20 protein-coding genes, 1 tRNA gene and 1 pseudogene are annotated in these 24,729 nt (G+C 60.9%); 8 read left to right on the plus strand and 14 right to left on the minus strand.

Annotated elements, in window-relative coordinates:
* Nucleotides 1–8: 8 nt before the first annotated feature.
* From KHU33_RS02235 to KHU33_RS02260, 6 genes and pseudogenes are all read right to left on the minus strand, one after another.
* Nucleotides 9–371, minus strand: a complete 363-nt coding sequence (locus KHU33_RS02235; protein ID WP_211460881.1) for a DUF3742 family protein — start codon at nt 369–371, stop codon at nt 9–11.
* 245 nt (nt 372–616) lie between these two features.
* Nucleotides 617–991: a DUF3742 family protein gene (locus KHU33_RS02240; protein WP_211460882.1), complete on the minus strand. Its 375-nt coding sequence runs from the start codon at nt 989–991 to the stop codon at nt 617–619.
* Between the two features lie 47 nt (nt 992–1,038).
* Nucleotides 1,039–1,185, minus strand: a pseudogene (locus KHU33_RS02245) (type II toxin-antitoxin system YhaV family toxin); the annotation flags it as partial.
* A 22-nt stretch (nt 1,186–1,207) separates the two neighbouring features.
* Complete coding sequence (locus KHU33_RS02250; RefSeq protein WP_211460884.1) at nt 1,208–1,516, minus strand: hypothetical protein; 309 nt, start codon at nt 1,514–1,516, stop codon at nt 1,208–1,210.
* Nucleotides 1,513–2,646 (minus strand): RHS repeat-associated core domain-containing protein, encoded by a 1,134-nt coding sequence (locus KHU33_RS26650; RefSeq protein WP_211460885.1) that lies wholly within the window; start codon nt 2,644–2,646, stop codon nt 1,513–1,515. The genes KHU33_RS02250 and KHU33_RS26650 overlap by 4 nt, the downstream gene beginning before the upstream one ends.
* 344 nt (nt 2,647–2,990) lie before the next feature.
* Nucleotides 2,991–4,574 (minus strand): hypothetical protein, encoded by a 1,584-nt coding sequence (locus KHU33_RS02260; protein WP_211460886.1) that lies wholly within the window; start codon nt 4,572–4,574, stop codon nt 2,991–2,993.
* A 511-nt stretch (nt 4,575–5,085) separates the two neighbouring features.
* On the opposite strand from KHU33_RS02260, the gene KHU33_RS02265 reads away from it, so the two are divergent.
* The 7 genes from KHU33_RS02265 to KHU33_RS02295 all read left to right on the plus strand — a co-directional run bounded on the left by KHU33_RS02265 (nt 5,086) and on the right by KHU33_RS02295 (nt 13,137).
* The gene (locus KHU33_RS02265; RefSeq protein WP_211460887.1) at nt 5,086–5,349 is read left to right on the plus strand and encodes a hypothetical protein; all 264 of its coding nucleotides are present in this window, start codon (nt 5,086–5,088) and stop codon (nt 5,347–5,349) included.
* Between the two features lie 201 nt (nt 5,350–5,550).
* Nucleotides 5,551–6,069: an Hcp family type VI secretion system effector gene (locus KHU33_RS02270; RefSeq protein ID WP_211460888.1), complete on the plus strand. Its 519-nt coding sequence runs from the start codon at nt 5,551–5,553 to the stop codon at nt 6,067–6,069.
* A 117-nt stretch (nt 6,070–6,186) separates the two neighbouring features.
* Entirely contained in the window at nt 6,187–8,823 is a 2,637-nt protein-coding gene (locus tag KHU33_RS02275) for a type VI secretion system Vgr family protein (protein ID WP_211460889.1), read from the plus strand.
* The gene (locus KHU33_RS02280) at nt 8,823–9,665 is read left to right on the plus strand and encodes a VRR-NUC domain-containing protein (protein WP_211460890.1); all 843 of its coding nucleotides are present in this window, start codon (nt 8,823–8,825) and stop codon (nt 9,663–9,665) included. The genes KHU33_RS02275 and KHU33_RS02280 overlap by 1 nt, the downstream gene beginning before the upstream one ends.
* On the plus strand, nt 9,662–11,227 hold the full coding sequence (locus KHU33_RS02285; RefSeq protein ID WP_211460891.1) for a type VI immunity family protein: 1,566 nt from the start codon (nt 9,662–9,664) through the stop codon (nt 11,225–11,227). The genes KHU33_RS02280 and KHU33_RS02285 overlap by 4 nt, the downstream gene beginning before the upstream one ends.
* Before the next feature lie 79 nt (nt 11,228–11,306).
* Nucleotides 11,307–12,509, plus strand: a complete 1,203-nt coding sequence (locus KHU33_RS02290; RefSeq protein ID WP_211460892.1) for a type VI immunity family protein — start codon at nt 11,307–11,309, stop codon at nt 12,507–12,509.
* A gap of 88 nt (nt 12,510–12,597) precedes the next feature.
* Nucleotides 12,598–13,137: a hypothetical protein gene (locus KHU33_RS02295; protein WP_211460893.1), complete on the plus strand. Its 540-nt coding sequence runs from the start codon at nt 12,598–12,600 to the stop codon at nt 13,135–13,137.
* A 41-nt stretch (nt 13,138–13,178) separates the two neighbouring features.
* Here KHU33_RS02295 and KHU33_RS02300 read toward each other — a convergent pair whose 3' ends face one another.
* Entirely contained in the window at nt 13,179–14,600 is a 1,422-nt protein-coding gene (locus KHU33_RS02300) for a UvrD-helicase domain-containing protein (RefSeq protein WP_211460894.1), read from the minus strand.
* On the minus strand, nt 14,590–16,350 hold the full coding sequence (locus tag KHU33_RS02305; RefSeq protein WP_230414002.1) for an ATP-dependent nuclease: 1,761 nt from the start codon (nt 16,348–16,350) through the stop codon (nt 14,590–14,592). The genes KHU33_RS02300 and KHU33_RS02305 overlap by 11 nt, the downstream gene beginning before the upstream one ends.
* A gap of 495 nt (nt 16,351–16,845) precedes the next feature.
* On the opposite strand from KHU33_RS02305, the gene mobH reads away from it, so the two are divergent.
* A complete protein-coding gene (gene mobH / locus KHU33_RS02310; protein WP_211460895.1) occupies nt 16,846–18,723 on the plus strand; it encodes a MobH family relaxase in 1,878 nt (625 codons plus the stop codon).
* Nucleotides 18,724–19,110: 387 nt separating this feature from the next.
* Here mobH and KHU33_RS02315 read toward each other — a convergent pair.
* From KHU33_RS02315 to KHU33_RS02340, 6 genes are all read right to left on the minus strand, one after another.
* A tRNA-Ser gene (locus KHU33_RS02315) sits at nt 19,111–19,200 on the minus strand.
* 147 nt (nt 19,201–19,347) lie between these two features.
* Complete coding sequence (gene serS, locus KHU33_RS02320) at nt 19,348–20,649, minus strand: serine--tRNA ligase (protein ID WP_211460896.1); 1,302 nt, start codon at nt 20,647–20,649, stop codon at nt 19,348–19,350.
* Between the two features lie 97 nt (nt 20,650–20,746).
* Nucleotides 20,747–21,733, minus strand: coding sequence for a peptide ABC transporter ATP-binding protein (locus tag KHU33_RS02325; protein WP_211460897.1), 987 nt, complete (start codon nt 21,731–21,733; stop codon nt 20,747–20,749).
* Between the two features lie 11 nt (nt 21,734–21,744).
* Nucleotides 21,745–22,797: an oligopeptide/dipeptide ABC transporter ATP-binding protein gene (locus KHU33_RS02330; RefSeq protein WP_211460898.1), complete on the minus strand. Its 1,053-nt coding sequence runs from the start codon at nt 22,795–22,797 to the stop codon at nt 21,745–21,747.
* Nucleotides 22,785–23,741: an ABC transporter permease subunit gene (locus KHU33_RS02335; RefSeq protein WP_211460899.1), complete on the minus strand. Its 957-nt coding sequence runs from the start codon at nt 23,739–23,741 to the stop codon at nt 22,785–22,787. Before KHU33_RS02335 ends, KHU33_RS02330 begins: the two co-directional genes overlap by 13 nt.
* Nucleotides 23,738–24,729: ABC transporter permease subunit (locus tag KHU33_RS02340; protein ID WP_211460900.1), on the minus strand; the 992-nt coding region annotated here is incomplete at its 5' end. The genes KHU33_RS02335 and KHU33_RS02340, both read right to left, overlap by 4 nt.

Genomic DNA, 24,729 nt, shown 5'->3' on the forward strand with positions numbered 1-24,729 from the left:
GACCGTCATCAGTTGTCGGGATCACCCATATCCCGACGCCATTCGTTCTTGTCGTACAAACCGAATCCCGAATGGCCCTCACGCCATTCTGCCGCGTCGGGGTCATCCTCCGCCTGCGTACCATGACTAACAACGACCACGACGACTACCCCAAGCACCAGCAGCACTGCCAGCCAGAGCGCGGCATACGCCAGCACGGCCAGCAGCAACAGCTTGACAGCCCATGGCAGTGCCTTGGCGAGCGCGGCCGGCACGCCCCGCGCCATCAGCCCGCGCACGACACGCGCCTCCATGCGCGCGCATACCCTCCACGCGCGACCCGCGGCGCGGCCGGCACGATGCGCAAAACTGGTCGGATGGCGAACACGCATAGGGGTTCCCTCATGGACAAAACCCGTGGTTATTTCTCTGTGGCAGCCCATCCTGCTCGACTGGCAGCAACGCGGGACACCTCTTCATCGGGGTGGATAACCCCGCCCCAGTATTGTTTCGCGCACAGCATGCAGATCTAACTTGCGGTCTGCGGAACACGAGGCCAGCTCGTCATTCCCACACACGAACGCTATCACGCGAGACCGAATACAGATTTTCAGAACATTTACCGATTGCAGATGAGTCACCCCCACCACTCATCCTCAAGGCGTAGCTGTTCCTCTTCATCCTCGCGAGCCTTTCGCTCCTCTTCCTCCTGATCCAGGTTGTAATGAAAGTTAAACGACTCTTGAAATTCCTCGTCGTCCATGACCCCAGTGCCACCTCCCAGCAAAACAAGGAACAGGACGATAAGCGCGGGGACGACCGAGAGGTACAGCAGGCCCAACAGCAATGCGAGACTCACGCCCCACTTCAGCGTGAGCACCAACCAGTGGGGCGCACCCGCCGTAGCAAACCTGCGCCATACCGCGGATTCCAGGCGAGCGATAGGCTTCAGCCACCGGCCAACCGTTCGGCCGGCGCGCTCTGCAAAAGTCATCGTCTTCGTCTCTTGCATGGCTGGAGCCTCCTGCTCCCAAGCGCTGGTCACGTCTCCTCGACGGCTCAATCCGCACGACTGGCTGCCACGCGGGACACCTCTTCATCGGGCGGATGACCCCGCCTCTGCATCTTCTCGAACACCGAGTAAGGATCGGACTTGCTGCCCGCCGAACGCAGCGTCCGCTCATCATGGACCCAGGCGAACACGATTGCCAAGCATACTGCCGCTAGCTCAGCTCGTTCCCTTCGCGCGCAGCTTCAGAAGTGCATTAAGTACAAACCAAATGATGGTTACCGAGAGCACTGAGTTCAGAAAGAATGCCAAGAACGCCCAGCTTGGTATTCCACCGCCTGGGCTCTGCCACATCCACGACACCAGGTTGAGCGGGAATCCCAGTATGTTCGCGAACGTTCCTGCACTCGCGGGCACGCAGTGAGGTTGTATTCCGCAATTCAGCTGCGCGCGAATGACCGCAAAGCCGAGAAGGATATGCGCTGCGGTCCCGATCAGGATGAACGGAAAGGCCTTGATCTTACTCATCGTGATGACGACCTAAGTGGTGGCGTCCCAAACATGTCTGGATTCCAATGCTGGTTAACGTAGGAGTTCTCAGGAGTGTACTGGCCTTGATTGAACTCCACGGTCATGTTTATAGGAATAGTGGGTAGCAACCCGTCGCCGCCTTGAACATTCACGCCTCCGGCCCGCATGGTGTGCTTCACGAAATCCCCGCAATTGCTGTCGTAGCCATCAAACGGATCATTCAGATGCCTTAGGGTATATGCGTTCATAAGCAAGTCTTGTCCTGGCGTGGTCGACACGCCCCTTTGACGGAGGTAAACACTGCCCCACTCCTGCTCGAACTGATCCAGAGTGGCGTAGCTTCGGTAGGTCGTGATCTGATGCCCCGGATAGTCTTCGCCGTCTTTTGAGTAGTAATGCCAACCCATTTCGTCGCTGCCAATGATCTGAGCAGCATGCCCCGCATATCCACCGGCTAAGCCGGGAATATTAATCGGCACCGTATTCGGGTTGACTAGGAGAATCGCGTCGGTTCCCGTCGGGTCAATGTACTTGAGTGGATTGTTGTTGACCGCAACGTACGGGTTGATACCGCCCGCCAACCCGATGGGGTCAGACTGCATGAACCGCCCGGTGTTTGGGTCGTAGTAGCGCTGCATGTTGTAGATCAGCCCCGTCTCCGGGTCGTAGTACGAGCCAACTGCGCGCACGTTGAGCGTGTACCCGTTCGATAGCACGGGCTTGTCTCCCCAAGCGTTCCCTTGGAATGGGTTCTGCCAAATCGCGTTTCCCGTGCTGTCACTCACTGCACGCGGGGTGCCCAAGTGGTCCGTAGTCACATAGCTGACAGTTGATGGAGCAGCCACAGCTGCGGGCGTGTCTACGGTGGAGACAAGCATGTCGTCCAAGTAGATGTAGTCGCGTGTTCCGGTTGGACTGATTTCGCTAATCAAGTGACCGCGTTCGTCGTAGCCGAAGCGCGTGGTGACGCCATCAACGGTCTTCGAGATGCGCTCGCCTTTGGCGTTGTACGTGTAGGCGATGTTGCTTGCAGCGACGCTCTGTGCGGCAGCAGGGTTCGCGCTGAGCAGCCCAAACCCAAACAAAGAAAGACCAAGCGCACCGAGCGCCTTTCTGGCGATATCCATGTCCGACCCCTATGGCTCCATGAGGGCTCAATAGTCACCCACGAGATTGTGATGAATATGTGAAAAAACGTCGCCGAACGCGAGGAATTCGTCGTTTCTTACGAAGGGCCGGGCATTCGCCTGTGCACACCCAATAACACCAACCAGCCGCCCACTCCGCTCATCCGCCGACAGCTGAGATAGGTCTCTGGGAGAGATGAAGTGAAATCTCCTGCACCCAAGATTTCCTTGGCACCGGCATCGGCGTGAAAAAGCAGGCGAAGCCGGAATCCGCGACCATGCCCAAGCTCGCGAGTCGACGATAAATCTGCCCACGTCCTGCGTCGCCTGCCATCGGCCCTACCCTATTCGCCTAGGCGATCGGCCCTGACAATGGCCGGCCCGAAGAACATCAGCTTGCGTAACGAAGCTCGCGGCCCGTAGTGCTGCAACTTGAAATAGGGTGAGCGCCAGTGCGTCGACATCTCGCCATGCGTGTCCCTGCAGGGCATCTCGCGGGCCAGTTCCTCATCGAGCAGCGCCGGCCCTACGATGAATCGGTCATACAACTGCTCGATGGCCTCGAGCCGCTCCGCTCGCTTGCGCTTGCCCAGCCCACTGAAATCCCTCGTGGCATCCGAGTAGGCTCGATGGGGAACGACATGCGCGTCCCGCACCTTCAAGTACAGCAGCATCTTGAGGACATAGTCCAAGGTATCTCGCCAGATCTCCCGCGCCTGACGATTAGCTGCCGGAACCTCCGCCTGTCCCTGGGTAAGGTCAGCATTGGCAAAGGCTCTGTCCAAGGCTTCCCGAATGGTTTGGTCCGGATCCTCCACACCCAACTGCAGCAACTGAAACTCGGGAAGCGACTGTACCGACCGATCACCTTGACCGAACCAGGCCGCAAAGCAAATGCCTTGCTCATGACGAAACAGCACAACAGCTTCAAGACTTCCCGGCCGGGCCCGCATCGATGGCTCAGGGATGACGCACAGGGCGTCGGCGGGTAGCGACACCATGCCCATCGGCACGTTGTCCGCGATGTGCGCGGAGTCCAGCAGACGATGCAATGCCGCACTGGGTTCGTAGAAAATGCCCTTGCGCAACTCAAAGGCCTGCCAAAGCGCACTCGCCGTGGCATCCATAACCAACTGCTCCAGGGGAACCCCGCGCACACCCAGCGGCAGCATCGCCCGAATCAAGGCATCGACACAGTTCATGATGGGAACCACTGTGGCGCTCGTCAGTATCTGCGTCAGTGTGGGAGACGACGCCTCTCGATCAAGCTCATCACGCAGTGCCTGCCAGGCGCTCAGTGTCCCGGACACTCGATGCCTCACCGGAATCGGTAACCCATCGTACTGCGGATGCAGCGCTCGACGACTAGCGTCCAAGGTCGCCACCAGCAGCCTGCGTCGCACCACCAGCCGTTGCCGCGCTAAACATGCAGGACCCGGCGGCAACTCCAGTATCGGCCTACGACGACGGGACCGGTTGTAGGCCGCCACATAAGCGCCATCGTAGTGGACGTGGATGGTGACGAAAGCAGTCTTCGGTGATGTTCGGTCGCCCCAAAAGCACTCGAAGCAAACACCCTTGGGATGCGTCAACACTAGGCTCGGTGAGACCGTTCTAGCAGAAAGCCACGCGTTCAGTTGGTCCCGCAACAGCGTCCAAAGGTCATCGATGAATTCGAGTTTCTCGCCCCTGTCCAGCGGCTTAAGTTCGCCGATGGAGGCCAACATCGTGACGCCCGGCACGATATCGATGCACCGGACCCACCTACCACCGAGCGCGAAGGCAACCTCAAGGATCAGGCACGCCAGATCCGCGGTGGATTGGCTGTGGCCATCGGCAATATCTATGCGACGCCCGTCACCCAACATCGGCTGACTAGCTGGCAAGCCGGTCGCCGACAACGCATGCATCGCAGCAGTGCTGTCCATATCGTCTCTTCCAAGCAAACGCCGTGATGGGCGCCACATGGCGCATACGAGATTCCCCATCCGCAAGGCGCGACAGTTGATTCTCACTGCCGATCTCACGACACGTCTATCAGCGATATCCGAAAATCCAATGTCAAGAAATCTGACTTATACGAAATAGGAGAAAAACCTGAACGGGACCGATTCCGTAGAAGTTATGCGCGTGAAAAAACCTTGACGAATGAGCACAGCTTTGATGCCAGGTGCAGCAAATGAGAGCGGATTTTTGAAGGGGAATACTGCTTTTTCCACTTCTCGTGGGAACTACCCCGCGATTTCGTGAATCCTCCTATGTCAAGGAGGGTTTCTCATGTCAGTTCCGGCGATGCGGGCAAAGCGTGTACAAAAGCCGACCACGCGCGTTGAACACCTCACCGACGACGCGCTCTTTACATAAGCCATTGCGCGACTGGAGCAACGATTGTTCCAGAGAGGCAGCGTCCTGGACGGACCCAAGACACTGAGTCAGTTCTTGCGACTCAAGCTCGCCGGCAAGGAGGAGGAATGCAAGGAAAAGCTTGCTGTTCGGATGTTGGGCGACACATCGGTATGCGATGGACGTCTATACGGCCGACACCTCACCACCATACTGCCGGGATTAATACGCACGTGCCATATCACGCAGATCAAGCGGGCCAAAAATGGCCCGGCGAGCCATTTTTGGCCCGCCTATATCCATCTATTAATCAACACCTTAGCGAATGACCGGGCCATCAATGACCCGATTCCCGCATAAAAACTGCATTTCCACGGCAAAAACGCCCAAGGCATCGCGGCCCATAGGCTCATCAATCTTATCAAGTCATTGATTTATAAAGGATAAAAAAGACTATCACCACCATTGGCACGGTGTTTGCGAATAGCTATCCGCCATTCGATGGCAAGACGGCCACCCGGCCACTCTCTAATCGCTAACACGTAAAAGGAAGTCATCGCCATGCCGACACCCGCTTACATCAGCATCCAAGGCAAAACCCAAGGCAACATCACGCAAGGCGCCTTCACCGCCGACTCGGTCGGCAACGTCTACCAGGAAGGTCACGAAGATCAGCTCCTGGTCCAGGAAGTCGAACACCTGATCGCCACCCCGACCGACCCGCAGAGCGGCCAGCCGTCGGGCCAGCGTGTGCACAAGCCGTTCACCTTCACCTCGCCGCTCAACAAGGCCACGCCGCTGCTGTACCAAGCCCTGGCCTCCGGTGAAATGCTCCCCGAAGTGGAAGTGAAGTGGTACCGCACCTCCACCGAAGGCAAGCAAGAGCATTTCTTCACCACCAAGCTCGAAGACGCCACCATCGTCAACATCAACACCGTGCTGCCGCACGCGCAGGACGCGACCAAGTCCGAGTACACCCAGTTGGTGAAGGTCGCCATGGCCTATCGCAAGATCACCTGGACGCACGCTATCGCCGGCACCGAGGCATCGGACGACTGGCGCAAGCCCCAGGAAGCGTAAGCCCAAGCACCCCGAAGGCGTCGCGCACATCGGCGCTCGCCTTCGGGGATCACATCGGCTTGCCCCGGACGACCGACCGCATCGGCGGTCGTCCACGCGTTGCTCAAGGAAACGGCCATGCCCACCCAATCCGACCTGCGCTTCACCTTCGCCATCCATGGCACGGATGGCACGATCGACCTAGACGTCGTCGAGTTCACCCTCGACGAAGGTCTCTTCCAGCTCGACCGCCTCGACCTCGAACTTGCCAGCCACACGCCCGACCTCGACTTCGATCAGGTGCTCGACCGGCCCGCCCTGCTCACCCTCTGGCACGGCCCGCTACCCGTGCGCCGCGTCCACGGCCTCGTCAGTACCTTCGAGCAACACGACACCGGCTTTCGACGTACCCGCTACCGCGCCGTCGTCGAGCCTCGCCTCGCACGCCTCGGCCTCTGCGCCGACTGGCGCATCTTCCAGCAGCAGCACGTCCCCGACATCCTCGCCACCGTGCTCAAGGACCACGGCATCGATGCGCCCGACTGGCGCCTGACCGACGAGCACCTCGCCCGCGAGTACTGCGTCCAGGCCGGCGAGTCCGACGTCGATTTCTTCCTGCGCCTCGCCGCCGAGGAAGGCCTCGTGTTCTACCACCGCCACGACGACACCGATCACCGCCTCGTCCTTGGCGATCGCCTCTACGTCCACGGCGCGATCGACGGCGGACCCGTGCGCTATCAGCCCACCCCCGGCGCCGATCAGCCTGAGCCGGCCCTGCGCCGCTTCGCTTACGCAGAGAGCGTGCGCACCACCCGTCAGACCCAGCGCGACTACACCTTCAAGCATCCGCGCTACCGCCAGGAGCACTCCCCCAGCGTCGCCGGCCAAGGCCAGCCCGACTACGAACGCTACGACTACCCCGGGCGCTACAAGCAGGATGCGGCCGGTGCCCCGTTCACGCTCAATCGACTACGCGGCCTGCGCCGCGACGCGCAGACCGCCGTGGTCGAGGGCGACGATCCCCGCCTCGTGCCCGGCATCGCCTTCGACCTCATCGGCCACCCGCGCGCCGACTGGAACCACGGCTGGCGTCCCGTGCGCATCCGCCACCACGGCGTGCAGCACACCAGCCAGGCCGAAGAAAGCGCCGATGCGCAGCGCGGCACCCATTACCGCTACACCGCCGAGATCGTTCCCGACAAGATCGAGTGGCGTCCTGCACCGCTGCCAAGGCCCGTCGTCCCCGGTCCGCAGATCGCCACCGTCGTCGGCCCCGACGGCGAGGAGTTCCACGTCGACGAGCACGGTCGTGTCAAGGTGCAGTTCCCGTGGGATCGACTCGGTCAGCATAACGAACACAGCTCCTGCTGGATCCGTACCGCCCACGCCTGGGCCGGCACTCGCTGGGGCCATCTCGCGCTGCCGCGCATCGGTCAAGAGGTGGTCGTGGATTTCTTAAACGGCGATCCAGACCAACCGCTGATCACGTCGCGCACTTACCGAGTCACCAACCCCACGCCCTACGCACTGCCCAAGCACCAGGTGCTCAGCACCATCAAGAGCAAGGAGCACAAGGGCCAGCGCGCCAGCGAGCTACGCCTGGACGACACCACCCACGAGATCAGCGCCGCGCTGATGAACGACCATGGCGCCAGCGCGTTGCACCTGGGCTACCTCACCCATCCGCGGCCCGACGGCGGCGGCCCGCGCGGCGAAGGCTTCGAGCTGCGCACCGATCTGCATGGCGCGCTGCGCGCCGCCCAGGGCCTGCTGCTCTCCGCCGAGGCGCAGCGCGATGCGGCCGGCGGCCAACTCGACCGCGAGGCCATCGTCGCCGCGCTCGACGCCGCGCTCCAGCTCGCCAAGGCGCTGGGCGATTACGCCGGCCAACATCAGGGGCTCGCGCACGACGTCAAACCGCGCGAAGGTCTGACCGACGCCGTGCGCGAGATGGGGCATGGCGCCAACGACCAGGCCAACAGCAGTGGTGATGGCATCAAGCCGTTGCTCGCGCTGTCCGCGCCCGGCGGCATCGCGGCCGGTACGCCGCGTACCCTCGCGCTGGGCGCGGGCGAACACATCGACGCTGCCGCGCAAGGCAACCTGCAGCTCAGCGCCGGCGAGCGCGCGCTGATCCACGCCGGCAACGGCATCAGCGCCTTTGCGCAGAACGGCGATGTGCGCCACATCGCCCACCAGGGCGAGATGTGGCTGCAGGCCCAGCACAACGTCATGCGCTTCGAAGCCGAACAAAGCGTCGAGATCAGCGCCAGTCAGCAGCACGTCGTGATCGGAGCCAACACGCACCTCACGCTGATCTGTGGCGGCGCGTACGTCAAGATCGCGAACGGCAACGTCGAAATGGGCATGCCCGGCACCTTCACCGTCAAGGCAGGCAGCTATGACTTCATCGGACCGGCCAACGCCAATGCCGCCCTGCCCATCTTCAAAGCCCCGTCGACCGGCGACTTCGAAGCCCGTTACCGCATGCGCAAAACAGACGAACGCGCCTTCCAGGGCTATCGCTACAAGTTGATGAGCGCAGGCCAGCTCCTCGTTGAAGGATGGACCAACGACGAAGGCGAAACCGAACACGTGGAAAGCGCCAACCCACGCATGGTCCACGCGTACAAAACCATCATGCGCGACGACCAGCGTGTCACCGAGAACTGGAGTTCCATCATCGATGGCATCGGCGATGACCGGCCGTGCGCCGACCAACCGTCACCGTTCACGGATGACTTTCTGAACGAACAAGCACAGGAGAATGCCTGATGCCACTTCCCGCTGCTGCCGCCGCCGCATTGCTCTGGGGATATCGTGCCTACAGGGTCTATCAGGCCGTCGAAACCGCGGCAACAATCGCAGAGGGCGTCGAGTTCACGGCCCATCTCGCCGAACGGCGTGAGCAAATCAAAAAGGTACTCAAGTCCGTTATTGAGAGCTTTGCCCAAGAAATCGACAAGAAGAGTTCAACCTTCGCCCAAATCGATCACGGTGGGCGCAGCACGATCTCGCGACGAGGCAAGGAAGGCACCACTTACAAGGAGTACATCGAAAGAAAGGTTCCCTTTCGCCCAGCCATCAGTATTGCGTGTACCTGGGCCAAGGACTCTCCGATCAAAGTGCCCAGGCGTATCCGCAAAAAAGTGGGCGGAGAACTCGTCGCCATGACAATCGACGTGTTCCTGAAGCAAACCACAGCGTCCTTGATCTTCGAGGCCATCGACGAAACGCTGGATTGGCAGAGCCCGCTCAAGGCCGAACCCAACTACATGAACGGCAAGGCATGGCTCGGTGAGCCACCAACACGCCCCAGGCGTATCAGCGAGGTCTTTCCCTTCTGGCCACGGCCTAAGGGCAGCCTGGCACCGGACCTGGCCATCGTCGAATATCGGCAGCAGCCATTTCACGTACCCAACGTGTTTGTCGCGGTGGAGATCAAGTTTCCAAGGGACTGGGTGAAGAACAAGCAAATGGATGACTACGTGAAATTGATGAACCAGGATACAAAAAAAGTTGCATTGCTCAGGGTTCCGGAGGACTGCACCGGATACAAGCCGGAGGAATCTCAAGCTGGAGAATCAAGCCGCCAAAACGGAAGGAAGAAACGATGAGCACGATAGATAGGGAAATGACCGACGACGAGATCGCCGGCATGGTCGCCGATCTGAAAGAATGGCCGAGTATCGCCCACGACAACGGCTACTATGAATTGGCCGTGATGCCGTTTCTCAGCATCTACTTCGCCGCAGATCCAGCACATCATGTGGAAACGGGCCTTGCCATGATCGATGTGCATGAGGCATTCGAGCGCCTGCTGGGCGCCCCTTTCAAGATCCAGACCCATCCCGATTCGGAGCGGCCTCACCCCTACGGCTCCAAGCGACTCGGCAATCTGCGCGAGTGGGCGCGTAAGGTACCCCGTAACAAGGGCTTCACCTTCGATTTCACGGACGAGACCAACCACCAAAGCTCGCCGACGAACGCGGGTTATTACTGGAGAGACTCGGATCTAGGTTTTGGGGGGCCCAGTTACTCCAGCATCCTCCTCTACTACCGTTGGCAGTGGTGGCTCGACAACCGCGATGCCTGGCGCCGCTTCGTGCACGACACCATCACGCGCCTGCGCCCCGAACAGGTCTACAGCGGTTTCGCCATGGCCAATCCGCTGGAGTTTGGCACCCGCTCCGAGGTCACCGTCTGGGACCGGGCACTTGCTCCGCATTTCTACGGTCTGGATACCGACTACCCCTTCACCATGAAGCACCATCTACCGTCGGGTCTACGTTCGCCGACCTGGGGTTTCTTCCTGTCGGACATCTGGCGCGAGAAGCTCTCGCTCGACCGCGACGCCGTGCGCGCCGCGCTGGCCGATCCCCGTATCCGCATCGATGAGCTCGACTGCGGCCAATGGATCGAGCTTGGCCCGCAGCCGGCGTTGTATCCGGTCGAGAACGGCGTACCCGAGTTACCCGTCATGCTCAACCGTCTGCTGCGGCCGCTGCGGCACACCAACCTGGACCTGCTCGGTTTCGGCGAGTGGGACGGCGATCCCAACGTGCGCTTCAATCGACGCGACACCGAGCGCTGGCTCGCTCGCTTTGACGACGACAGCGATTGGCCGTCATCCGAAGTACGCGGCCTCGCGCCCGACGCACCTCGTCAAGAACCACCGCTAGCGCATGCCACCGGTGGCGAGGCCTGCCCGCGCACCGGCTGGTGGGTGACGTCTGCCAAGCGCGGCACGCGCCAACACTTCGAGCAAGGCGAACGCCTGCCCATCATCGAAAGCGACCACACGCACGGCATGACGCTATGGCAATGGGACATCGATCAACGCGAGCAGATCACACCGCCTGCCGAAGCGTCCCGAGAAGCCCAAAGCCTCCAGCCCGCCCCACGCGCCGGCCTCTGGGTCCAATCCGGCCAGCCCTTGGTGCGCTGTCGCATTGGCGACGGTGAATCGCTGCCGCTGGTCGACGGCGTGCCCGTGACCTGGCTGTGGACCGAGCAACCTCCGCCCGGCATGCGCGCCACCAGCGGCCAGCCTTGCCCCTATCCCGGCGTGTGGCATTGCGAGGATATCCCTATCGGTCCAAGCACCTTCATGCACGGCACGCCCATGCCCCAGGTACACGGACGGGACGTCACCTGGTTTTTCGCTAAGGCGAGGTAACTCACTCGACGATGAGCATCGTTGATCGGGTGAAATGGGATAAGTCGCACGCAAACTCAGATGCTCCTTGAGGAAGAGAATGACTGAAGCCGAATTCTTCGACACGTTTGATGCAGAGCGTTGGAGTCTTACCTTCATGGACGAAGAAGACACCACTCAGCCCGTGCAACAGGTGGGTGTTGTCGCGATCTTCCATTTGGTTGACGCCTATTTGCCCATACGCCGCAAGCATATCGCCGAGGCGATTGCATTGTATGACCAGCACTTTGGCAGCAAGCTTCAAGGCGGATATCGCGGTGAAATGGGTATGAGAATCCAACCCTACTCACGCAAGACCTTCACCGACTGCTTCGAGCACATCACGGCGGAAAATCCAATGAATGCTGTCGAGTTCAAATGGATGTCTCGTCCATCCTTTGGGCATGTCAGCGACTATATGTTTGGTGTCTACTCACCTGCTGGCTGGATGGAAAAGATCCATAAGGTGACGACGACAGTGCGCTTCTACCTGCCGGTGGAGGAACTCCGTGGTGAGGGACGCCAACGCGTTGAGAGACTGCTGTTGGATATGTGCCAGATTCTACGCCCGCTGCATGGCGCAGCGGGTCTCGCCATTCAAGAATGTCACGAATGGGAAGACTTTCAGTACGTTGAATATGAAGTGGCGTGGGCCTATCGAGGATTGGATGTATGTGTGCCGATCAGCAGCCCATCGTGGCGTGATGGCTACATCCATCTCAACTGGTACACATTCCTTGCTCACCACTGGCTGGCCAAGCTAGGCACGGAAGAACAACTGCGAGCAAAGTTCGCCGACGAACGCATCGCCATCTTGCCGTATCAATGGGGCAGCATCATTCGCGCTGGTGACTGGCCAGCCTTGGGCAAGGCAGGGGCTGACCCACGCCCCGAGCTGTACGCGAAGGTCAACGACGTCATCAAGCCCCTGCGCGTGAACCATATTGGGTCGTTGCACTACGGCTCGATCGCGGGCGAGATTCGGTTCAACCCGCGCACCAGCAATCTCTGGTTACGGCGCTTCGATCGCCCAGAAGACGTGCAAGCGGTACTCAAGACGACGCCAGCCCATGGCAAGTCCAAGTCTTCGCAAGAAAGTGAGAGGTACGTAGTGCGGATCTATTCTGGCACGCCATGTCCGTGGCCCGGCGATTGGAGGTGTGAACAGGCAAGCCATCTCGGCACGCGGTTCTTCCAGGCGGGTGACGTCATGCCTGACCTCGGTGATAAGCGCGTGACCTGGCGGCTCGTCAAACCCCTATAGACGAGATAACTCACTCGACGATATGGACCGACCTCACGCTTCGACGTGAGCCGGTCACGCCGGTCATCAAGCACTACGCAATAGGCTCATGAACGGAATCAGAAAGCCCGCCCTGTTTTGGATAGTCGTTGTACTCGTCACGCTGTCAGCGGTATCTCTGGGTATCGCAGCGCTACAGCACGTCCCACGTCTATCCATGTTCGCACGCTACATGCTCGATATTCGGGACGAACCCGTGGCTCCGGCAGCCGTACGCGAAAACTATGACTACTATCGCGATCGCATCGTCTGTTTTCCTGGAACGGCGAAGGATGTCGTTCCCTATCCCGCGCCAAGCGAGGAGGATCCGCTCTCCCTCCTCTTCGCAGACATTTCGGGCGCACTCGACCTACAGACGGCAGACGGTGAAGAGGTCGGCGTATGGGTGACCAAACACGATGCGCTCGATTGGGAAGCCACGGCTATTTCCGACATCACTGCTGGCGATGACATCAAGGTGTGCGGATCGCCCATGCCGTGGCCGACGTTTAGTCCCAAAGACGAGACTAGGCTTCTTGTCGTAGGACGCATCGTCGAGCATCGCTCGCAAAGTGCGCAAACGAGTCGGCCCCTAACGGGGCCGAAGTGATGATGCCCATGCGTGAGGCCTCATCGCATGCGGTGCGCTCCCTACCGCTGCGGAACCAGGACCGGCGTTGCCGAACAGATGACCAGCCGCGCCGAGCCGCGCGTCATGGCGACATAGAGATGACGCGCATCCATATCTTCCGGGCTTGGTATAACAGCGACCTCGGCTTCGAGCCCCTTCAACAACAAGGTGCTGCCGATGGCGCGGCGTGCTAACGGTCGACTCTCGTGGCGATTACGTTCTCGTTCTCGGACCGTGGCTTCTGCAAAGGTCCCCCGACCGCCGGCAACCGACTGCATGGCGCGCAGGCAGCCGTACAGTACGTCTGGCCGATACACGCGCGCGTCCGGCTGGCGGGTCAAAGCGCGCAACGCTTCTATCGCCAAGGGGAACGTCGGCGTAGCGGCGAACGCCAGCAACGCGGCTTCCGCTGGCGTCGGTGGCGTGCGAGCGGTTCTGCGCCGCAGGGAATCAAGCCGAGGCAACAAGGTAGCGACGCCCACCTGCGTCATGTTCTCGCCAGCGAAGTTGATCAACTGCGTGACGGCATCCGCAGCTTGCAGGTTGAAGGTCCGGCCGAAGTTGGTGAGATCGGCCAGGTCCACCGGTTCGACCGCGGTGGCGCCAGGCGTTTGGCTGGCCATCTGCCGACGCCCTCGCGGATTGCGGCTGTCACCGATGACCAGCACCTGCCCCTCGGGTGTCACCGACCTCGTCATCGCCGCGGCCATGCGTTGCCGCTCGGCAGTAGCGGGCTGCAACTGGATCCAACTAACTTCGGGAGAAGCTTGACGCAAATCGATGTTGCCGCCCGCCAGCAACTGGCGACGGCAATCCAGCAACCACTGGCCAAACCCTTGGGTGCCAGCATTGATCCAGCGCCAGGGCTGGTTGAGCTCACCGATCGATGGAAACTGCGGCAGCACATGCGCGTTCCAGTCCACCAGTTGGTTGCCGCCGAAGCCGAAGATGGCCTGCATCGGGTCGCCAAGGATGCTCGTGGGCAGAATCTCGGCGAGCGCCGTCACCAGCGTGTGCTGGACCAAATTGCAGTCCTGGTACTCGTCGACGATGAGGTGCGCATACGTTGCCACGAGGGTGTCGTTCAGATGGCCGGCTTGTACCAGCGCACAAGCGGCCGCGCGGATCGCCGGATAATCGACACGCGGATTTGTCAGCTCGAGCATGGCGGCGGGTATGCCGCTACGCTGCGGGAAGGTGCTGACCAAGCGCATGGCAAAGCCGTCGATCGTGGCCACGCGATACGCCGAAGACGGCACGTTGCCACGCTGCATGCGCAATCGCAACGTGGTCACGCCCGCGTTGGTATGGGTAAGAACGAGAACCGGCTTGGCGCCCGTGTGTTGGGTCAGCGTGTCGGCGATGATCTGCGTCTTGCCGCAACCGGCCGGCGCGGTCACGGTGCCTCGCCGGACTGCGAACAGGTCGAGATCAGGCGGCATGGGCCCACCTGTATAACCGCTCAATCAGGGCAAGAAATCCAGCTTCAGTGGTAGGGAGATGCGGGCCAACAATCTCTTTCGCGAGGGCTTCGAACTTGGTCACGGATTTGAACCAGCTGTTCTTGCGATTGCGCGATGCCAAACCGAGGGTTTGGCGCACGTCCGGGGGATAGGCGTGCCCCAGTTGCCGTTGCGCCCGAACATGCGCGAGCGTGACCTGTCCGTTGGACTGGGTCTGGATGTGTGCGGCCACCAACTCTTCGTCGAGCCACTCGACTGCCCGCTGAAGCAGCTGATCCACGGCCACGTCCGGCAAGCTCTGAAACAGCTCATCCTCCAATGCGCGACCCGGCCGCCAGGTGATCCACTCTCCGCCCATGGCCTGGAATGCCTCGACGGCCGCTGGCGTGGGCGGCTTGTCGGCGTCGACGAGCACAAGGACGCGATAGCCCAGCTTCCGAAGCGCTGTGCCACGCACAAAGCACCTGTCGGGCTCGCCGCCGCCAACGTTGACGTATGACGTGCCTGCGGCAAGCATCGAACGCCCGTTCACCTGCGTCCAGCATTGATCCAGCCCGCGGACAAAGCCGACTTCGCTGGCGCCTTCGCACACGATGACGCTGCGCGCAAGAAACGCCTCCGGATCCAATCTGATGGTGCTCTGCACGTCATCGTCGACGCCGACCACACGCACTCTGTATGCACCGTCCGGCTCTTTGCGAACGACGAAGATCTGCTCGCCACTGAGCTCCCTCACGGCCACCGGTGAATGGGTGGTCAGGAACGCCTGCAGGGGTGGCGGATTTTCCTTTGCCCCAAGGTCGTTGAGCAGGCGGACAAGCCGGTGCGGTTCCAGCCCATATTCCACCTCGTCGATCAAGGCGATCGATGCGCGCTGGGCTGCGGCTCGTTGTAGCCCGGCCACCAGCAAGCGAGACGAGCCGGTGCCCAGCGAGCGCAAGGGCACACCCCACTCGTCATGCAGGGCGATGGCACCATCGCTGATCGAAACCGAGTGCGCATCTAGCAACGCCTGAGCCTGTGCGCCGACAGGAACCCCCAGCGCGTTCGCCTTCGCCGTCACGATCTGCAGTGTTTCGGCCAGTTGGGCGCCGGCCTGGTTGCCGAAGTTGGCGCGTGCCAGACGGGCGGCGTTAGCAAGCTCGGCGCCCAAGTTGGGGCGATCGTCGCTCAACCGATTGAGGACAGATCCGCGCGTCCAGGACAGGTTCGAACTGGCGTAGGTGCCCAGCCGTGCGGGCGCCAGCGCAACACGATCTTTCCAGGCAATGTTGCGCTCCAGGCCCAGTGCTTGGGCGCGCTGGGACACCAGCGTCCAGGCGGGCTCCAGTTCGCTGTCCACCGTCAGCCGTAGCGTGAGGACGGTTTCCAATCCCTGCTGGGGTTCTTCGTGCAACACCCCGGTCGCGACGTCGAACGCCCGCAGGTAATGACCGTAGGCATCCAGATCCTTCAGCGCGTCGGGCAACTGGCCCAGGGTGAGCGTGATCTGGATGGGCTGGGTAACGTCGAGGGCGAAAAAATCGGTATCGCCGAAGGTGACGTTCCGCCGAGCACCGAGACACAGGTCGACGGCATCCACAATGGTGGTCTTGCCGCTGTCGCCCGGGCCGATGAGGCAGTTCAGGCCTAGCGAGGGGTGCCAGGAAAGCGTTTGTATGGACCTGAAATGCTGGATGTCAATTTGAAAAATCCGAACCACGCCCCCTCCTTCGTTTTTCTGCGTCATCCACCTAACGGCGGTAATCACCGGCCACGGCACGACGAGGCATCCGCGCATGTCGCGTCCGCGTTGCAGCGCGACTCCCCAAACAGTTCGATGGTCGACGTCCGTCGGTGCCCTGTGATTGCATTATAAGGGATGCAGAACCAACCAACTTTGGGAAATGCAGTCACCCATCTGGGATACGGGCGCCCTGACGAGCAACCGACAGGGAACGCCCTTTCGACGCGCCGTCTCAGGCGCGACCCATCGATATCTGGGGTAGCGAACTGGCTGGAGATGCCCAGTGGAAAAGGAAGGGGAAGGTCTAACGGAAGGGGGGCAAGGGGAAAGGCCCTACCCGAAAAGCGAAAAGGCCATCGAGCCACGCCCTTCATCCCTGCACGAAACACGGACAACGAGCACATCGGATTGTCCGTCGCCGCGCGGTATCCGCCGATCTATATCTGCTGCTTCAAAAAGGAAAAGGCCCTCCCGCGGCCTGTTGCTGCCGGAGCACGCATGTTCAGACTGTTCTCGAAGAAGTCGGCGGCGCCCACGTCCGCGCCGCCCGATACCGCGCCACGCGGTTTCACGCGCCCCGCGTCGGCACCAGCGCTGCTGAGTACCCAGCGTCGGCAGATGCTGCTGGAGCACATCTGGCAACGCACGTCGTTGTCCCGCACGCAGTTCGCCCTGCTGTATCGGCAGCCACTGGAGCGCTACGCAGCGCTGGTGCAGGAACTCCCCGCGTCGGAGAGCCACCACCACGCGTATCCCGGTGGCATGCTGGACCACGGCCTAGAGATCGTCGCCTACGCGTTGAAGCTCCGCCAATCGCGCCTGCTGCCGGTCGGCACAACACCTGAAGATCAGGCGGCGCAGGCGGAAGTTTGGACGGCCGCGACGGCCTACGCCGCGCTGCTGCACGACCTGGGCAAGATTGCAGTGGACCTCGACGTCGAACTCGCCGATGGGCTTACCTGGCATCCATGGCATGGCCCACTGAACCAGCCTTATCGGTTTCGCTATCGCGAGGGGCGTGCGTATCGCCTGCACAGCGCCGCCACGGGACTGCTCTACACGCAGGTGCTGGACAACCCCATCCTCGACTGGCTCAGCAACCATCACGAGGCGTGGTCGTCACTGCTTTACGTATTGGCCGGCCAATACGAGCATGCCGGCGTGCTGGGCGAACTGGTCGTACAAGCCGATCAGGCCTCGGTCGCGCAGGCGCTGGGCGGCGACCCAAGCAAGGCGCTGGCCGCGCCGAAGCATGCGCTGCAGCGCAAGCTGCTGGAAGGTTTGCGCTACCTGCTCAAGCACGAGTTCAAGCTGAATCAGCCGCAGGCATCAGACGGCTGGCTCACGCAGGACGCGCTGTGGCTCGTGAGCAAGACCGTGTCGGACAAACTCCGTGCTCACCTGCTGTCGCAGGGCATCGAGGGCATTCCCAGCAGCAACACGGCGCTGTTCACCATCTTGCAAGACCACGGCATGGCCCAGCCGACGACGGACGGCAAGGCGATCTGGAAGGCGACGGTGACCGGGGACAACGGTTGGTCACACACCTTTACCTTCCTCCAGTTGGCACCGGCACTGATCTGGGACGACGCCACGCAGCGCCCGCCGCTGTTCGCGGGAACCGTGGTCGTGGAAGCCATGGTCACCGAAGACGACACGGCGATGGCCGGCGCCACCGATGCGCGCCTGCCGCCTACGACGCCGACCGTGGTGCCCACGCCCGCCCCGGCAGACGCCATCACCGACTTGCTGAACCTGTTCGGCGCGGCGCCTGAGCCCGCCAACACGGATGCGCCTGCGCCGGAGCAGGAACAGCCCCAGCGCGTGATACCGAAGGCTCCGCCGAGGGCCACACAGGCCCCAGCGACGAAGCCAACGGCGATGCCACTGCCTGCGCCAGCCGTTCCGCCCGCACTGCCCACACCTCCATCGCCTGCTACAGAACCGCAGCCGCTGCACGCCGCGGCTGCGAGCGCGCCGCCCTCGGGCAAACACTTCATCGCGTGGCTTCGTCATGCAGTGCAGAACCACAAACTGGTGATCAACGACGCGAAGGCGCTGGTGCATACGGTGGCCGATACCGTTTACCTGGTCAGCCCAGGCATTTTCCAGCGCTATGCCCAGGAGCACCCGCGCGTGGCGGCGCTAGCCAAGGAGCAGCAACTCCACGATTGGCAGTGGATGCAGAAGCAGTTCGAAAAGCTGCAGATTCACCGCAAGCAGGCTAACGGGCTGAATATTTGGACATGCGAAGTGACCGGGCCGCGCAAGTCGAGGCGGCTTCACGGCTACCTGCTCCATGAGCCGTCCGTTTTGTTCGGCGAGCCGCAGACAAACAACCCGTACTTGACACTCACGCCCTCATCATTCGGCTGACTCAGCGAGCCTGCGCGCACAGGCCCAGCTTCGAATTAGCGTCCCCCAGTTCTTCCGCGCGATCTTTCGCCGCGGCAAGACACTGCAGATAGGTTCGTGTGGCATCCGATTCCTGGGGTGGCGTCAGGAAATCTGACATGAAACGCCCCTCGGATTGTCACTTGACACCTCGGAGCCCAAAACCGAGCCCCTTCTCGTACATGAGGTATTATTCCCCTTGGAACTTGCTGGAACTTTAATTTCGCCCCTTGCGAGACCTGTCGCAGCGCCAACCGTTTTGATAGTCGATTTGCTAGTTCTTGAATCGGCCGCCCAAAACAAAAACCCCGAAAGACCGTGATCTTCCGGGGTTCCGCCGCCATTAACTGGCGGATGACAGGATAAAATTGGCGGAGAGGGTGGGATTCGAACCCACGGTACGATTTAACGTACGCTTGATTTCGAGTCAAGTACATTCGACCACTCTGCCACCTCTCCGGTTTCGGTCGACTTGCTGTGTTTAATGCAGCAAAGCGCAAGAGTATAGCAGACTCTTTTTGACTATGGAATGTCTTTTTATCGTTCCCATTCCACAGCAGATATCTACGCTAATTTCGCAAAAAATAGTCTTTTCAAATCAGATACTTATGCGCTCAGCCTGGTAATGCCGCCCATGTACGGATGGAGCACTGCCGGGATTTCCACGCTGCCGTCTGCCTGCTGATAATTCTCCAGCAGTGCTACCAGGGTGCGTCCTACCGCCAGGCCGGAACCGTTCAGTGTATGCACCAGCTCGGTCTTGCCTTGAGCGTTGCGGAAGCGTGCTTGCAGGCGGCGCGCCTGGAATGCTTCGAAGTTGGAGACCGAGGAAATTTCGCGGTAGGTGTTTTGCGCCGGCAGCCACACTTCCAGATCGTAGGTCTTGGCTGAGCCGAAGCCGGTATCGCCAGTGCACAAAGACACCACGCGATACGGCAGGCCGAGTTTTTTCAGGATATTCTCGGCGTGACCGACCATTTCCTCCAGCACTTCGTATGATTTTTCCGGATGCACGATTTGCACCATTTCGACCTTGTCGAACTGATGCTGGCGAATCATGCCGCGGGTGTCGCGGCCGTAGCTGCCGGCTTCCGAACGGAAACACGGCGAGTGCGCAACCATCTTGATCGGCAGCGTTTCACCGGCAACGATTTCGTCGCGGACGATATTGGTCAGCGGCACTTCGGCCGTCGGAATCAGGTACAGCGCAGCGTGGTCAGCACCCTGCTCGCCTTCCTGGCCGCCTTTTTTTACCGCGAACAAATCTTCTTCAAACTTGGGCAACTGACCGGTGCCGCGCAACGAATCGGCGTTGACGATGTAGGGCGTATAGCATTCGGTATAGCCGTGCTCGGCGCCGTGGGTGTCGAGCATGAACTGGCCCAGGGCGCGATGCAGGCGGGCGATGCCGCCCTTCATGACGGCAAAGCGCGAGCCGGTGATCTTGGCTGCGACGTCGAAATCCAGGCCGAGTGCGGCGCCCACGTCAACGTGATCGCGCACTTCGAAATCGAAGCTGCGCGGCGTGCCGACTTTGCGTACTTCGACGTTGGCAGTCTCGTCAGCGCCGACCGGGACGGTTTCGTGCGGAATATTCGGCACCGCCAGCAAGAACGCGCTGACCTGTTCTTGCACCTGGTCCAGCCGGCTGGCCGACGCCTTTAACTCATCGCCGATACCGGCCACTTCAGCCATCACGGCCGAAGCGTCTTCGCCCTTGCCTTTCAGCATGCCGATTTGCTTGGACAGCGAGTTGCGCTGGCTTTGCAGTTCTTCAGTGCGGGTCTGGATTTGCTTGCGTTCAGCCTCCAGTGCGTTGAAGCCGTTGACGTCTAGCTGAAATTTGCGCGCCGCCAGACGGGCGGCGACTGTAGCAATGTCTTTGCGAAGAAGTTGGATGTCGATCATGAGCTTAGGGTAAATGGACGAAGAATTAAGCCGCCATTGTACCAAGCCCAGCCAGCCGCCGATATGCCCAAAGGCAGATCGGCGGCTAGCGAGCAACTCAGGAGATCTCGGCTACCCGATGGCAGGCCACCATGCGGCCATCAAACGGCTGCAGCAATGGCACTTCCTGCCGGCAGCGCTCGATCGCATATGGGCAACGGTTATTAAAACTGCAACCCGGCGGCGGCGCCAGCGGCGACGGCAACTCCCCTGGCAGCATCATCTTTTGCTGGCGCTGGGCCGGATCGATGCGCGGCGTACTGGCCAGCAAGGCCCTGGTGTAAGGATGCAGCGGCCGGCTGAACACCTGCTGCTTGCTGCCGTGCTCGACGGTTTTGCCGAGATACATCACCAATACGTCGTCGGCAATATGTTCGACCACCGACAGATTATGCGAGATAAACAGATAGGCAACGCCGCTGGCTTGCTGCAAATCCATCAGCAGGTTCAGCACCTGAGCCTGGATCGAGACGTCGAGCGCGGACACCGGTTCATCGGCCACAATCACCTTCGGGTCCAGCATCAAGGCGCGGGCGATCGCCACCCGTTGCCGCTGGCCGCCGGAAAACATATGCGGATAACGGCCGTAGTGCTCCGGCCGCAAACCGACCTTGGCCATCATCGCCTGCGCCTTTTCGGCACGCTGGCTATGATTCAAGCCGGTATTGATGATCAGCGGCTCTTCCAGCATCTGGCCGACTTTCTTGCGCGGATTCAAGCTGGCATAGGGATTTTGAAACACCATCTGCACCAGCGGCCGCACCCGTTTCAAGGTAGCGCGATCGGCATCAGCGATGTTGGCGCCGTCCATCCACAACTCGCCGCCGGTGGGCGGTTCGATCATGGTGATCTGGCGCGCCAGGGTCGATTTGCCGCAACCGGATTCGCCCACCACCGCCAGCGTTTTACCCGGCTCAAGCCGGAACGACACGCCATCCAGAGCGCGCGCCGTCGCCTTCGGTTTAAACAAGCCTTGCGATACGCTGTAATGCTTGACCAGATTTTTTGCTTCGAGCAAAACCACGCGGTTGGCGATTTCGTTCATGTTGGAACTCTTCATCGTGCAACCCCACTGCTTGACATTGAACCAGGTGTTTTGCGGGATATTTCTAACCAGCCGTTAGTCGGCTGGCCGGCAAGATCTAGCGGAAAATAGCAGCGCACCTGCTCCTGTATTGGATCCTGTCCTGCGCCCAGCAACTCAGGCCGGGTCTGGCGGCAACGGTCTTGCGCATAGGCGCAGCGCGGGCTGAGCAGGCAGCCGGCAGGCCTGTCATATTGGCCCGGCACGACGCCAGGGATGGTCTGCAAACGTGCGCGGCCGATATTGTGCTCGGGCAGCGCCGCCAGCAGCGCCTGGGTGTAGGGATGCTTGGGTGCGTTGAAGATATCCGGCACGCGGCCGGTCTCCACCACCTGCCCGGCGTACATCACCACCACCCGCTGTGCGGTCTGGGCGACAACGCTGAGATCATGAGTGATCAACATCAAGGCCATGCCGCGCTCCTTCTGCAACTGCAGCAGCAGTTCCAGCATTTGCGCCTGCACCGTGACATCCAGCGCGGTGGTCGGTTCATCGGCAATCAGCAAGCGCGGATTGCAGGCAATGGCTATTGCCACCATCACACGCTGGCTCATGCCGCCCGACAATTGATGCGGATACGCATCCAGGCGCCGCTCCGGATCGGGAATATCAACCTGCTTCAGCAAGGCCAGCGCTTTCGCCCGCAATTCCTTGTTTGACCCTCCCTGATGCACGCGCAAGGTTTCCATCAATTGATAGGCCACCGTGTAAGACGGGTTCAGGCTGGTCATCGGATCCTGGAAGATCATCGCGATATCCTTGCCCAGCAAGCCACGCCTTTCCTTCTCCGGCATGGTCAGCAGATCGCGGCCGTCGAAGGCCATGCGCTCGCCCGTGACCCGGCCCGGATAATCGATCAAGCCCATCAAGGCCAGCGAGGTGACGCTCTTGCCGGAGCCTGACTCGCCGACAATGCCGATCACTTCGCCGGCTTCGACTTCAAGGTCAAGACCGTCGACGGCGGTGAACGGTGCTGCCGTCGAGCCGAATTCGACTCTCAGGTTTTTAATTTCTAGCAATGCCATAGGGTTCCGCTCTCTCGTTTCAGTTTGGGGTCAAGCGCATCGCGCAAGCCGTCACCCATCAGGTTGAACGCCAGCACTGCGATCAGAATCGCCAGCCCCGGGAAGGTCACTACCCACCATGCGCTTTGGATGAATTCCATTGCGCTGGCCAGCATCGAACCCCATTCAGGCGTCGGCGGTTGCGCCCCCAGCCCCAGAAAACCCAGCGCGGCGGCGTCCAGGATTGCTCCGGAAAAGCCCAGGGTCGCCTGCACAATCAAGGGCGCCAGGCAATTCGGCAGGACGCAGTCGAACATGATGCGCAAAGGTCCGGCGCCGGCGATGCGCGAGGCGTTGACATAGTCGCGCGACATTTCGCCGATCACCGCGGCGCGGGTCTGCCGTACATAGTGCGGCATCATCACGATTGCAATGGCATACATCGCATTCATCAAGCCAGGCCCCAGGATCGCCACCACGGCAATCGCCAGCAACAAGCTCGGCAAAGCCAGCATGACGTCCATCAGGCGCATGATTGTGGTCTCGATCACGCCGCGGAAATAACCGGCCGTCAATCCCAGCAAAATGCCGACAGCAAGCGACAGCGAGACCGACACCAGGCCGATGATCAGCGACAGCCGGGCGCCGTGGATCAGGCGTGACAGCATGTCGCGCCCGACCGGATCGGTGCCAAGCAGGAACTTGCTGCTGCCGCCGGCCTGCCATGCCGGCGGCACCAAGGTCGCATCGCGGAATTGTTCAATCGGCGAATGGGGTGCGATGAAGTCTGCGAACACGGCCGCCAGCAGCATCACCATGATAATGACGAGGCCGATCACCGCGCCCCGGTTCTGGCTGAAATACGACCAGAGTTCGCGCGCCGGATGCGGTGGCGCGACAGGAGCAGCAAGCGCCGGCGCGGCGGCCTGAGGCGAACTGATTTGAGTTGGATTGACGTTATTCATGAGCCATGCCGGATACGAGGGTTGATCACGCCGTACAACAGATCGACGATCAGATTGACAACGATGATGATGGTGGCCGACAGCAGGATGCCGCCCTGCACTACCGGATAATCGCGCCGCTGGATTCCCGCCACCAGCCATTTGCCGATGCCAGGCCAGGAAAAGATGGTTTCGGTCAGGATGGCGCCGGCCAGCATCACGCCGACCTGCAAGCCGATCACCGTGATCACTGGGATCAGCGCATTGCGCAAGGCGTGCACCACCACCACCCGGGTCCGCGATAAACCCTTGGCGCGCGCGGTGCGTACGTAGTCTTCACGCATCACTTCCAGCATCGCCGAGCGCGTCATGCGGGCAATCACCGCCAGCGGGATAGTGCCGAGTGCAATCGTCGGCAAGATCAGATGCGACACCGCGGATTTGAAGACGCCGCTGTCGTCGGAAAACCAGCTGTCGATCAGCATGAAGCCTGTCACCGGCGGCACATCGAACAAGATATCGATGCGGCCGGATACCGGCGTCCAGCCCAGCGTCACGGAAAACAGCAGGATCAACAGCAAGGCCCACCAGAATATCGGCATCGAATAGCCGGTGAGCGATACGCCCATCACCGAATAATCGAGCACGGTGTTACGTTTCAGCGCCGCCAGAATGCCGGCTGGCACGCCGATCACCAGCGCAAACAGCATCGCGCAAAAAGACAGTTCCAGGGTCGCGGGAAAGAGCGTCTTGAATTCGCTCATGACTGACGTATGGGTCATGATGGACACGCCAAGATCACCCTTGAATACATTGCCCAGGTAATTGAAGTACTGCATGTAAAGCGGCTGGTCGAGGCCCAGTTCATGCGCCATTTGCGCATAGCGCGCAGGCTCCATGCCGCGTTCGCCAGTCATGGCTTCGACCGCGTTGCCGGGGATCAGATGTATCAATAAAAACACCAGCAGCGTGATGCCGAGAAAGGTCGGAATGACCAAACCGACACGGC

The sequence above is a fragment of the Collimonas silvisoli genome (assembly GCF_018305005.1).
Lineage (GTDB): Bacteria > Pseudomonadota > Gammaproteobacteria > Burkholderiales > Burkholderiaceae_D > Collimonas > Collimonas silvisoli.